This window comes from Nocardioides marinquilinus, from assembly GCF_039543705.1.
GTDB classification, from domain to species: Bacteria; Actinomycetota; Actinomycetes; order Propionibacteriales; family Nocardioidaceae; genus Nocardioides; species Nocardioides marinquilinus.
In genome coordinates this window covers 548,721-560,834 of record NZ_BAABKG010000003.1, presented here as the reverse complement: position 1 = coordinate 560,834, position 12,114 = coordinate 548,721, and the positions used below count along the sequence as shown (strand labels likewise).

The window sequence follows — 12,114 nt, the reverse complement described above, 5'->3', positions numbered from 1 at the left end:
CGCCGCACGGCCGGACTGGATAGCCTGCCCCGGTGCGAGTCCGCAAGCTGCAGCAACCCCGGGGGTGGGCCTTCACGGTCGGGGCGATGATCCTCAAGCCGTTGTTCTTCCTCACCACGCGGCCCGACTGGGTCGACGGCACGAAGATCCCGGCCACCGGCGGCTGCATCGTGGTGATCAACCACCTCTCCTACGTCGACCCGCTCACCGCCGCGCACTTCTGCTACGACCACGGCCGGCTGCCGCGCTACCTGGCCAAGTCGGGCCTGTTCCGCAACAAGGTGCTCGGGTTCTTCCTGCGCGGCGCAGGCCAGATCCCCGTCGAGCGCGCCACCGCCGGCGCCGTCGGTGCCTACGACGCCGCCGTCGCCGCGGTCAACGCGGGGGAGTGCGTCGTCGTCTACCCCGAGGGCACGCTGACGCGTGACCCCGACCTGTGGCCGATGAAGGGCAAGTCGGGGGCGGCCCGCATCGCCCTGGCCACCGGTGCCCCCGTCGTCCCGGTCGGCCAGTGGGGCGCGCAGCAGCTGCTCGCGCCGTACTCGACAAAGCCTCATCTGTTCCCGCGCAAGACGATCCACGTGCTCGTCGGCGACCCGGTCGACCTCGCCGACCTCGCCGCGAAGCCGCTCGACGCCGCCGTCATCGCGCAGGCCACCGACCGCATCATGGACGCCGTCACCGAGCTCGTCGCGCGGCTGCGCGACGAGGATCCGCCCGCCGAGCGGTTCGACCCGCGGCGCGCCGGCGTCGCCGAGATCGGCAACCCCACGCAGCAGCCCCGCACGCGGGACGCCGGGTGAGCGGGCGCGAGCGGGTCGCCGTCCTCGGCGCGGGCTCGTGGGGCACGTCGTTCTCGATCGTCCTGGCCGACGCCGGCAACGACGTCACGCTCTGGGCGCGCCGTGAGGAGCTCGCGGCCGCCGTCAACGCCGACCGCGAGAACGCCGACTACCTGCCCGGCATCGCGCTGCCCGACGCCGTGAGCGCCACCCACGACATCGAGCGTGCGCTCGACGGCGTCGACCTCGTGGTGATGGCGCCGCCGTCCCAGACGCTGCGCGAGAACCTGACCGCCTGGGCGCCCCACATCGAGCCCCACGCGGTGATGGTCTCGCTGATGAAGGGCGTCGAGCTCGGCACGCTCAACCGCATGAGCGAGGTGATCCACCAGGTCACCGGCGCCGGACCCGAGCGCATCGCCGTCGTCACCGGACCCAACCTGTCGAAGGAGATCGCCCGCCGCGAGCCGGCCGCCTCCGTGGTCGCCTGCGCCGACGAGGACGTCGCCCGCTCGCTGCAGGCGCGCGTGCACTCCCCGTCGTTCCGGCCCTACACCAGCGTCGACGTCGTCGGCTGCGAGGTCGGCGGGGCCTACAAGAACGTCGTCGCGCTCGCCGTCGGGATGGCCGTCGGCCTGGGGTTCGGCGACAACACCACCGCCTCGCTCATCACCCGCGGCCTGGCCGAGACGGCGCGTCTGGCCACCGCGCTGGGCGCCAACCCGCTGACGCTGATGGGCCTCGCCGGCCTCGGCGACCTCGTGGCCACCTGCTCCTCGCCGCTCTCGCGCAACCGCAGCTTCGGCGAGCGGCTCGGCCGCGGTCAGACCAGCGAGCAGATCTACGCCTCCACCCGCCAGGTCGCCGAGGGCGCCAAGTCGTGCTCGTCGCTGCGCGCGCTCGCCGAGCAGTCGGGCTGCGACGCCCCGCTCGCCACCTACGTCGACGACGTCGTCGCCGGCCGCATGACCGCGCGCGAGATGATGGACGCCGCCCTCGCCCGCACCCCCAAGCCCGAGCTCACGTGACCTGACGCCGGTGGTCGGGGGGGTCTCGAGGCTCGGCCGTGGCCGGCCTCGCACCTCGACCACCGTGGGGTGCCGACCCGGCCCGACGGATCCTGAGCCTGTCGAAGGGCCCTACGCGCCCAGCCGGTCGAGCGCGCCGGAGAGGTCGGCCCAGAGGTCGTCGACGTCCTCGACGCCGACCGAGAGCCGCACCAGCGCCTCGGGGATGGTGGGGGCCTCGGTCTTCCAGCGACGACGGCGCTCGAGGCTCGACTCGACGCCGCCGAGCGAGGTGGCGTGCACCCACAGCGACGTCGTGCGGCACAGCAGGTCGGCGGCCATCGGGCCCTGCTCGAGCACGATCGCGACGATGCCGCCGAAGCCGGGGTAGCGCACCTCGCTGACGGCGTCGTGGCCGCGCAGCCGCTCGGCCAGCTCGCGGGCGTTGGCCTGGGCGCGCTCGACGCGCAGCGTCAGCGTGCGGAGCCCCCGCAGCGCGAGCCACGCCTCGAACGCGCCGGGCACCGCACCGGTCAGCGAGCGCCGTGAGAGCAGGACGTCGTGCAGCTCGTCGTCACGGGTGACCACCGCGCCGAGCAGCAGGTCGCTGTGGCCGCCGAGGTACTTCGTCGCCGAGTGCAGGACGACGTCGGCGCCGTCGTCCAGCGGCCGCTGCAGGACCGGCGTGGCGAAGGTGTTGTCGACCACCACGTAGGCGCCGGCGGCGTGCGCCGCCTCGGCGATGGCGGCCACGTCGGCCACCTCGAGCGCGGGGTTGGTCGGTGTCTCGACCCACACCAGCGCGGCGCCGTCGCAGGCCGCGACGACCGCGTCGGTGTCGCTGATGTCGACCAGCGAGGCCGTCAGCCGGCCGCGGGCCTCGAGGTCGGCCAGGCTCATCACGCTGCCCAGGTAGGCGTGCCGCGGCATCACGACCCGCGCACCCTGGGCCACCAGGTCGAGCACGCACGTCACCGCGGCCATGCCGCTGGCGAACGACAGGCAGCGCCCGCCCTCGAGGCGGCCGAGGGTCTCCTCGAACGCCGTCCACGTCGGGTTGGCGTAGCGGCCGTACTCGAGGTCGCCACCGGCCACGTAGGTCGCCGCCATCGTGATCGGCGTGTTGAGCGGCTGGTCGGGCTCGTGGGGCGGCCGGCCCGCGGTGACGGCGACGGTCGCGGGCGCCAGGTCGTCGCGAGCGCGCGGACCTCCCAGATCAGCCATACCGGCGAGGATAGGGTCGCGCCGTGACCGGCAGCCGCAAGCCCCGTGTCGCCGTCGTCTTCGGGGGGCGCTCCAGCGAGCACGCCGTCTCGTGCGCCACCGCCGGCAGCGTCCTCGCCGCGATCGACCGCGAGCGCTACGACGTCGTCCCCATCGGCATCGCCCGCGACGGACGGTGGGTGCTCGAGTCGGGCGACCCCGACGCGCTGCGCATCACCGGCCCCGAGGCGCTGCCCAGCGTCGACGGCAACCGCGCCGCCGTCGCGCTCGCCCGCGTCGAGCGCGGCACCGACCTCGTCGTCTCCGACGCCGGTCGCCCGCCCGAGACCCTCGGCGAGGTCGACGTCGTCTTCCCGGTGCTGCACGGGCCGTGGGGCGAGGACGGCACGATCCAGGGGATGCTCGAGATGGCCGGCGTGCGCTACGTCGGTGCCGGCGTCCTCGCCTCGGCGGTCAGCATGGACAAGTCCTACATGAAGGTCGTGCTCGCCGCCGCCGGCCTGCCCGTGATGCCCGGCACCACCGTCACCGCCCGCGAGTGGGACGCCGACCCCGACGCCGTCCGCGAGCGTCTCGCCGGCCTCGGCTACCCCCTGTTCGTCAAGCCCGCCCGCGGCGGCTCGAGCATCGGCATCTCCAAGGCCCACCACGACGACGAGCTGGCCGGCTGCCTGGCCACCGCCTTCGAGCACGACCCCAAGGCGCTGGTCGAGGTCTCGGCCGAGGGCGCCCGCGAGATCGAGTGCGGCGTGCTCGGCACCCTCGACGGCGGTGCCGAGACCAGCGTGCCGGCCGAGATCACCGTCACCGGCGAGCACGAGTTCTACGACTTCGCGGCCAAGTACCTGCCCGAGGAGGCGACCGTCCTCGACGTGCCGGCCGACCTGCCCGCCGACCGGGCCGACGAGCTGCGCGCCCTCTCGGTGCGCGCGTTCGAGGCCGTCGGCGGCGAGGGCCTGGCCCGCGTCGACTTCTTCGTGCTGCCCGACGGCCGGGCCGTCGTCAACGAGATCAACACGATGCCCGGCTTCACGCCGCTGTCGATGTACCCCCGCATGTGGGCCGCCACCGGCCTCGACTACCCGGCCCTCGTCGACCGGCTGCTCGAGCTCGCCCTCGCCAGAGGAACCGGCCTGCGCTGAGCTGACGTCCCTGCTGCGGTGGTCTCGAGGGTCGCTGCGCTCGCACCTCGACCATCGTCGATGCGCCGTGACGCTGGCCGCGGCACGACCATCGTGGACCCGCTGTGACGCTGGTCGAGGTGCGAGGAGCCCTGGCGACCCGTGGGTCAGTCGTCGGGATCGTCGGCCACGCGGGGGTCGACGTCCTCGGGGGCGATGCCGAGCAGCTCGGCGACCTGCTCGACCACCACGGTCAGCACCATGGCCTCGAGGTCGGTGCGGGTCTCGGCGCGGTGCTCGATCGGACGCCGGAACAGCACGATCCGCGTCGGACGCGAGCCGCTGCCGCGCACCAGCGACGACAGCGGCACCGAGGCCTCGCCCCAGTCGTCGGGCAGCTGCGGGGTCTCCTCGACGGCGTACTCGACCAGGCCGAGCCGCTCCTTCCACCGCTCCTCGACCTCGGTGACCACCGCCAGCACGAGGTCGTCGAAGCGGTCGCGCGCCGTGCGCAGCTCGGGGGTGCCGGGCACCCGGGGCATCACGGCCGGCCCGCGCATCCCGCGGCCGTGCCGGTCGCGGGTGCGCCGCCGCACCCCGCGCTGTTCACCCGTCGGTGCGTCCGCCACGACCGCGAGCCTAGGCCGCGAGGAGGACGACGACGGGTAGCGTCTGCGGCGTGAGTCTGTCCCGGCGCTGTTCGCGCACCGCCTGCGACCGCCCCGCCGTGCAGACCCTCACCTACGTCTACGCCGACCAGACCGCCGTCCTCGGCCCGCTGGCCACCTACGCCGAGCCGCACGCCTACGACCTGTGCCAGGTGCACGGCGAGCGGCTCTCGGCCCCGCGCGGCTGGGAGGTGCTGCGCCTGGCCACCGACCTCGACCCGCGCGGCCCGTCCGGCGACGACCTGCTCGCGCTCGCGGACGCCGTCCGCGACGCCGCTCGCCCGCGCACGACGGCCCACGCCGACGCCCCTCCCGGGCACGACGGCCCCGGCCAGTCACCCCGCCCCGGGCACCCGGGCGAGCGCGGTCCCTACCGCGGACACCTGCGCGTCCTCACCACCGACTGACCACCGACTGACCGGCGGTCCCGTGTCGCCCACTAGGGTCACCGCCATGGCCCGCGACCCCGACGTTGTCTCGTCGGTCTTCAAGGCCTACGACGTGCGCGGCGTGGTGCCCGACGAGCTCGACGAGGCCCTGGCCCGCGACCTCGGCCGCGCCTACGTGGCCGTCGTGGGCGCCCCCGAGGTCGTCGTCGGCTACGACATGCGACCCACCTCGCCCGGACTGGCCGGCGCGTTCGCCGACGGCGCCTCCGCGGCCGGGGCGGACGTCGTCATGATCGGCCTGGCCTCCACCGACCAGCTCTACTTCGCCTCCGGCCACCTCGGCGTGCCCGGAGCCATGTTCACCGCCAGCCACAACCCGGCGCAGTACAACGGCGTGAAGCTCTGCCGCTCCCACGCCCGTCCGATCGGCACCGACAGCGGTCTCGGCGAGATCCGCGACCTCGTGGTCGCCGGCAACCCCCCGCCGCCCGCCGCCGTCCCCGGCGCGATCACCGAGCACGACGTCCTCGTGGCCTACGCCGCCCACCTGCTGACCCTCGCGCCGGTCGCGGGGCGCCGCCTCAAGGTCGTGGTCGACGCCGGCAACGGCATGGCCGGCCTCACCGCGCCCGCCGTCTTCGGCCGGCTCACCGACGTCGTCGACCTGGTGCCGCTCTACTTCGAGCTCGACGGCACGTTCCCGAACCACGAGGCCAACCCGATCGACCCCGCCAACCTGCGCGACCTGCAGGCGGCCGTGGTGGCCGAGGGCGCCGACATCGGCCTGGCCTTCGACGGCGACGCCGACCGCTGCTTCCTCGTCGACGAGCGCGGCGAGGCGGTCTCGCCGTCGGCCCTGACCGCCCTCATCGCCGAGCGCGAGCTGGCGCGGGTGCCGGGCAGCACGATCATCCACAACCTGATCACCAGCCGCGCCGTCCCCGAGATCGTCGCCGAGCTGGGCGGCACGCCCGTGCGCACCCGCGTCGGCCACAGCTTCATCAAGGAGCAGATGGCGCAGACCGACGCCGTCTTCGGCGGCGAGCACAGCGGCCACTTCTACTTCCGCGACTTCTGGCGCGCCGACTCCGGCATGCTCGCCGGCCTGCACGCGCTCGCGGCGCTGGCCGAGGGCGACGTCCCGCTCTCGGGCCTGCTGGCCCGCTACGAGCGCTACCCGCTCTCGGGCGAGATCAACTCCACCGTCGACGACCCGCAGGCGGTGCAGGCCGCGGTCGAGGCGGCCTACGCCGACCTCGACGGCGTCACCGTCGACCACCTCGACGGCCTCACCGTCAGCCACCCCGACTGGCAGCTCAACGTGCGCGCCTCCAACACCGAGCCGCTGCTGCGGCTCAACGTCGAGGGGCGCGACGAGGCCACCACGACCACCATGCGCGACCGCACCCTCGCCCTGATCCGCGGAGGCACCACCGATGGCTGAGACCCCCGACACCGGCGCCGGCGTCGACCCCGCGCTGCTCGAGATCGTGGTCTGCCCCGCCGACCACGGCGACCTCGACCTCGTCGGCGCCGAGCTGGTGTGCCGGTCGTGCGGCCTGGCCTACCCGGTGCGCGACGGCATCCCGGTGCTGCTGGTCGACGAGGCCCGCCGGCCCGGCTGAGGGACGACGCCGCATGAGCTGGTTCGACGAGTCCCGACTGGACGACGAGCGCGCGCTCGGCGCGGCCGACCTGCGCCTGCGCACGCTGGCCGAGTCGGGCGCCCGGGTGCGCCGCGAGGCCGGCGAGGCCACCGAGGCGATCGCCGCGGCGGTCGAGCGGGCGCGCGACGCGCGACCCCGCGCCGTGATCGCGGCCGGCCCCGACTCGCGGCTGCTGCGCGCCGTCCTCGAGCCGTGGTGCCCCGTGCCGTTCGTGGCCTGGCCCGGGCCCGCGCTGCCCGGCTGGGCCGGCAGCCTCGACCTGGTGGTCGTGCTGGCGCCGGCGGGCTCCGACTCGGGCACCGCCTCGGCCGTCGCCGAGGCCAATCGGCGCGGCTGCCAGGTCGTGGTGGCGTGCCGGCCCGGCTCGATGGTGGCCGAGCACGCCGAGGGTCGCTACAGCACGATCCTGCCCGCGGTCACCGACGACCAGCTCGCCATCGCGGTCGTCATGCTGTCGTTCCTCCACCAGGTGGGCCTCGGGCCGCGCTCCGAGCCCGACCGCGTCGCGGCCGCCCTCGACGAGGTGGCGCTGGCCTGCTCGCCGCACCGTGACATCTCGATCAACCCGGCCAAGATGCTCGCCATCTCGCTGGCCGACGCCAACCCGCTGGTGTGGGGCGGCTCGGTGCTGGCCGCCCGCGCGGCGCGCCGCGTCGCCGAGTCGATCCGGCGCGCCACCGGCCGCACCGCGCTCGCGGGCGACGCCGAGCACCTGCTGCCGGTGATCGAGGCCACCCGCCCCCACGACGTCTTCGACGACCCGTTCGCCGACGGCGGCGGGGGAGACCTGCGCCCGGTGCTCGTCGTCCTCGAGGACGGCGCCGACGATCCCGTCGTCCGCGAGCACCGCGGGCGCCTGCAGGCGGCCGCCGCCGAGCGTGGGGTGCGCGTCGAGACCGTCGGCGCAGACGACATCGAGGCCGGCGGCGAGGTGGCGCGCTACGCCTCGCTGCTGCTCACCGGCACCTACGCCGCGGAGTACCTGCGGCTCGGCCTGGTCGACTGACCCGGCCTGTCCCGATCGTTCCCGGCCCCACCCGGCCCCTCCCGGAGCGACACGACTCACCCCGACGGGGATTGGCCGCCCCTCGGACGCCGTCCGTATCGTCGGTCGGCGTGCCGGCCCGTGACCCCTACCTCGACAACGCCAAGGTGGTCCTGGTCACCCTGGCCGTGATCGGGCACTGGTGGAGCTTGCTGCCGCAGACGCTCGAGAGCGAGCGGGTCTACGACTTCCTCTACACCTGGCACATGCCGGCGCTCGTGCTGGTCACCGGCTACCTCTCGCGCCACTTCAGCTGGTCCGGGCCGCGGCTGCGGTCGCTGGCCGAGACCGTCGTCGTGCCCTACCTGCTGTTCTCGACGCTGCTGGCGGCCTTCACCGTGCTGCTCGGCTACGAGCGCCCTGAGCACATGTTCCTCGTGCCGATGTGGCCGCTGTGGTACCTGATGTCGCTGTTCTTCTGGCGGCTCGCCACCCCCGCCGTCACGTGGCTGCCGGCCCCGCTGGCCGTGGCCGCGGCCGTGGCGGTCAGCCTGCTCGGCGGCACCCTCGAGTACCCCTACCTCGACGTCACCCGGGTCACCGGGCTGTTCCCGTTCTTCGTGCTCGGCGTGGTGCTCACCCCCGAGCTGCTGGCGAAGGTGCGGCTGCCCGCCGTCCGCGCCTTCGGCCTCGCCGCGCTCGCCTACACCTTCTACGTCGTCGTCGACGGCATCGACGAGTGGGCCGGCACCCAGTGGCTGTACTTCAAGGGCTACGACTACCTCGGCGTCGACGACGGCCGCGGCATCGAGGTGCGCGCGTTCCTGCTGCTCGTCGGCCTGTGCTGCACCGTCGGCGCGCTCGCGCTCGTGCCGGCCACCGAGCGGTGGTGGACCCGCATGGGCGGCGCCACCATGGTGGTCTTCCTGGTGCACGGCTTCGTGCTGCGCGTGCTGGGCGAGCTCGGCTTCGAGCAGTGGGCCCTCGACCACCCGCGGCTCGCGCCGGTGGCGGTGGTCGGCGGCTCCATCGCCCTCGCCGTCACTCTGGCCTCGCCGCCGGCCGTGCGGCTGTTCACGCCGGTGGTCGACCCGATCGGGCACCTGCGGGCCAAGGCGGCCCGGCCCACCCGGGTGCCGGTGTCCGCGGCGCCGGCCCCGCCCCGACCCGCCCGCGAGACCTTCGACGACCGGGTGCCGCGTCCGCTCGCCTGACGGGCTGGTCCGGGCCGGCGTCCCGCGCCCTTAGGATCGCCCGGTGAGCGCTGGCCTCTTCGGACTCCTCGACGACATCGCCGCGCTCGCCAAGCTGGCCGCGGCCTCCGTGGACGACGTCGGCGCCGCCGCCGGGCGGGCGAGCGCCAAGGCCGCCGGCGTCGTGGTCGACGACACCGCCGTCACCCCGCAGTACGTGCAGGGCGTCGCGGCCGAGCGCGAGCTGCCGATCATCAAGAAGATCGCGGTCGGCTCGCTGCGCAACAAGCTGCTCATCATCCTCCCGGCGGCGCTGCTGCTCAGCCAGTTCGCCCCCGACTGGGTGCTGCCCGTCATCCTCGTCGCCGGCGGCACGTTCCTGGCCTACGAGGGCGCCCACAAGGTGTGGGGCAAGCTCAGCGGCCACGGCCACGCCGAGGAGCAGACGACGGGCGAGATCGGGCCCGAGCAGGAGAAGACGATGGTGGCGGGCGCCATCCGCACCGACCTCATCCTCTCCGCCGAGATCATGGTCATCGCCCTCGACAGCGTCGCCGACGAGCCGTTCCTGACCCGCGCGGCGGTGCTGGTCGTCGTCGCGATCGCCATCACGATCCTCGTCTACGGCGTCGTGGCGCTGATCGTGAAGATGGACGACATCGGGCTCGCGCTGGCCCAGCGCTCTTCGGCGGCCGCCCAGCGCGTCGGACTCGCGATGGTGCGCGCGATGCCCAAGCTGCTCACCGTCATCTCCGTGGTGGGCACCGCGGCCATGCTGTGGGTGGGCGGCCACATCCTGCTCGTGCAGCTGCACGAGCTCGGGTTCGACCCGCCCTACGACCTCGTGCACCACCTCGAGGAGGAGGTGCACCACGCCGTCGAGTCGATCGGCGCGGTGCTGGGCTGGCTGGTCAACACCGCCCTCTCCGCGGTGGTCGGGCTCGTGGTCGGCGCGGTCGTCGTCGCCGTCCTGCAGGTGGTGCACCGGGTGCGCGGCGCGGATTCCTGAATCGGCGCCGGCCCGTCCTACGCTGGAAGAGCCTGCGCGGGAGATCCCGTCGAAGGCGCAGATGCGCAGCGCGGGCCACGCTCTTTCGAGGAGAGAACAGATGGACTTCAAGGTCGCCGACCTGTCCCTGGCCGACTACGGACGCACCGAGATCAGCCTCGCCGAGCACGAGATGCCCGGCCTGATGGCGATGCGTGAGCGCTACGGCGACTCCAAGCCGCTCGCTGGCGCTCGCATCGCGGGCTCGCTGCACATGACCATCCAGACCGCCGTGCTCATCGAGACGCTCACCGCGCTCGGTGCCGAGGTCCGCTGGGCCTCCTGCAACATCTTCTCCACCCAGGACCACGCCGCCGCCGCGGTCGTCGTCGGGCCCAAGGGCACCGCCGACGCCCCCGCCGGCTCGCCGGTCTTCGCGTGGAAGGGCGAGACCCTCGAGGAGTACTGGTGGTGCACCCAGCGCATCCTCGACTGGGACGGCGGCCAGCCGAACATGATCCTCGACGACGGCGGCGACGCCACGCTGCTGGTCCACCTCGGCGTCCAGGCCGAGAAGACCGGCCAGGCGCCCGACCCGGCCACCGCCACGAGCGGTGAGCAGCGGATCATCTTCGAGGTCCTCAACAGCGTGCTCGCCGAGAACAGCGACTACTGGACGCCGATCGCCAACAGCGTCAAGGGCGTCACCGAGGAGACCACCACCGGCGTGCACCGTCTCTACGAGATGATGCGCGACGGCGCCCTGCTCTTCCCGGCCATCAACGTCAACGACTCGGTCACCAAGAGCAAGTTCGACAACAAGTACGGCTGCCGCCACTCGCTGATCGACGGCATCAACCGCGCCACCGACGTCCTCATCGGCGGCAAGGTCGCCGTGGTCTGCGGCTACGGCGACGTCGGCAAGGGCTGCGCCGAGTCGCTGCGCGGCCAGGGTGCCCGGGTCGTCGTCACCGAGATCGACCCGATCTGCGCGCTGCAGGCGGCCATGGACGGCTACCAGGTCACCACGCTCGAGGAGGCCCTGCCGACCGCCGACATCATCATCACGGCCACCGGCAACAAGGACGTCGTCACCGTCGACCACATGCGGTCGATGAAGCACCAGGCGATCATCGGCAACATCGGCCACTTCGACAACGAGATCGACATGGCCGGCCTCGAGACCGAGGGCGTCGCGACCCGCAAGAACGTCAAGCCGCAGGTCGACGTGTGGACCTTCAACGAGGGCGAGGGCGCCGGCACCTCGGTGATCGTGCTCTCCGAGGGCCGCCTGATGAACCTGGGCAACGCCACCGGCCACCCCTCGTTCGTGATGTCGAACTCCTTCACCAACCAGGTCCTGGCGCAGATCGAGCTCTACACCAAGACCGAGGAGTACCCGACCGGCGTCTACGTGCTGCCCAAGCACCTCGACGAGGAGGTCGCCCGCCTCCACCTCGCCTCCCTCGGCGTGAAGCTCACCACCCTCTCCGACGACCAGGCCGGCTACCTCGGCATCCCGGTCGAGGGCCCTTACAAGAGCGACCAGTACCGCTACTGATCCCGCTCCCGTAGCCACCGGACGCCGCCCCGTCATCAGACGGGGCGGCGTCCGTCTTTCATGACCCCCGCCACTGGCCCTCGGTGCCCAGGCCCTCGCACGGACCCTGAGCTTGTCGAAGGGCCACCACAGGTCAACGGGGCAGGGGTGGCGGGAGACATCGACCGCTGTGCTCCCTGGCGCCTCCGCTCGTTCCTCGCTTCGGCGCGTGTTCGCGGCGCCATCGGCGACCGTGTGCCCTCCTGCGCGCGGAAGGGCTCGCTCGTTCCTCGCTGCGCCCTTCCGTGCTCGTCGGTTGCACGGTCGCGCGCCGCGAACGGGTTCTTCGCTGCCTCGATGCCCAGCACCGCCGGCAGCCCGGTGTGGTCATCGACCCCTCGCGCGGGCTGACCGGGCGTCGCTCCGGTCGGTCTCGCTGGCGCTCGGTCCGGATCCTGCGGGGTGGCGGGCCCGTGGTCGCGTCAGGGCCCTTCGACAGGCTCAGGGTCCGTGCGGGGGCGTTCGCATCGACCGTGCGGGGGTCTCGAGG

General features: G+C 73.5%; 12 protein-coding genes. 10 read left to right on the top strand and 2 right to left on the bottom strand.

Going from position 1 to position 12,114, the window contains the following annotated elements; all coding sequences use genetic code 11:
- Positions 1-32: 32 nt before the first annotated feature.
- A complete protein-coding gene (locus ABEA04_RS13770) occupies positions 33-803 on the top strand; it encodes a lysophospholipid acyltransferase family protein (protein WP_345459420.1) in 771 nt (256 codons plus the stop codon).
- Entirely contained in the window at positions 800-1,810 is a 1,011-nt protein-coding gene (locus tag ABEA04_RS13765) for an NAD(P)H-dependent glycerol-3-phosphate dehydrogenase (protein ID WP_345459418.1), read from the top strand. Before ABEA04_RS13770 ends, ABEA04_RS13765 begins: the two co-directional genes overlap by 4 nt.
- 111 nt (positions 1,811-1,921) lie before the next feature.
- On the opposite strand, the gene ABEA04_RS13760 is transcribed toward ABEA04_RS13765, so the two are convergent.
- Positions 1,922-3,013, bottom strand: a complete 1,092-nt coding sequence (locus tag ABEA04_RS13760; RefSeq protein ID WP_345459415.1) for a trans-sulfuration enzyme family protein — start codon at positions 3,011-3,013, stop codon at positions 1,922-1,924.
- 23 nt (positions 3,014-3,036) lie between these two features.
- On the opposite strand from ABEA04_RS13760, the gene ABEA04_RS13755 reads away from it, so the two are divergent.
- The gene (locus ABEA04_RS13755) at positions 3,037-4,155 is read left to right on the top strand and encodes a D-alanine--D-alanine ligase family protein (protein WP_345459412.1); all 1,119 of its coding nucleotides are present in this window, start codon (positions 3,037-3,039) and stop codon (positions 4,153-4,155) included.
- Positions 4,156-4,301: 146 nt separating this feature from the next.
- On the opposite strand, the gene ABEA04_RS13750 is transcribed toward ABEA04_RS13755, so the two are convergent.
- Positions 4,302-4,763, bottom strand: coding sequence for a metallopeptidase family protein (locus ABEA04_RS13750; RefSeq protein ID WP_345459409.1), 462 nt, complete (start codon positions 4,761-4,763; stop codon positions 4,302-4,304).
- Between the two features lie 50 nt (positions 4,764-4,813).
- On the opposite strand from ABEA04_RS13750, the gene ABEA04_RS13745 reads away from it, so the two are divergent.
- The 7 genes from ABEA04_RS13745 (at position 4,814) to ahcY (ending at position 11,585) form a co-directional block, all read left to right on the top strand.
- Positions 4,814-5,209 (top strand): DUF3499 domain-containing protein, encoded by a 396-nt coding sequence (locus tag ABEA04_RS13745; RefSeq protein WP_345459406.1) that lies wholly within the window; start codon positions 4,814-4,816, stop codon positions 5,207-5,209.
- Between the two features lie 46 nt (positions 5,210-5,255).
- Positions 5,256-6,635, top strand: coding sequence for a phosphomannomutase/phosphoglucomutase (locus tag ABEA04_RS13740; protein WP_345459404.1), 1,380 nt, complete (start codon positions 5,256-5,258; stop codon positions 6,633-6,635).
- Positions 6,628-6,816, top strand: a complete 189-nt coding sequence (locus tag ABEA04_RS13735; RefSeq protein WP_345459401.1) for a Trm112 family protein — start codon at positions 6,628-6,630, stop codon at positions 6,814-6,816. The genes ABEA04_RS13740 and ABEA04_RS13735 overlap by 8 nt, the downstream gene beginning before the upstream one ends.
- 13 nt (positions 6,817-6,829) lie before the next feature.
- Positions 6,830-7,864 (top strand): SIS domain-containing protein, encoded by a 1,035-nt coding sequence (locus tag ABEA04_RS13730; RefSeq protein WP_345459398.1) that lies wholly within the window; start codon positions 6,830-6,832, stop codon positions 7,862-7,864.
- 110 nt (positions 7,865-7,974) lie between these two features.
- A complete protein-coding gene (locus ABEA04_RS13725; protein ID WP_345459395.1) occupies positions 7,975-9,057 on the top strand; it encodes an acyltransferase family protein in 1,083 nt (360 codons plus the stop codon).
- Positions 9,058-9,100: 43 nt separating this feature from the next.
- Positions 9,101-10,045, top strand: a complete 945-nt coding sequence (locus ABEA04_RS13720; protein WP_345459392.1) for a DUF808 domain-containing protein — start codon at positions 9,101-9,103, stop codon at positions 10,043-10,045.
- A 100-nt stretch (positions 10,046-10,145) separates the two neighbouring features.
- Complete coding sequence (gene ahcY / locus ABEA04_RS13715) at positions 10,146-11,585, top strand: adenosylhomocysteinase (protein WP_345459389.1); 1,440 nt, start codon at positions 10,146-10,148, stop codon at positions 11,583-11,585.
- Positions 11,586-12,114: the final 529 nt, after the last annotated feature.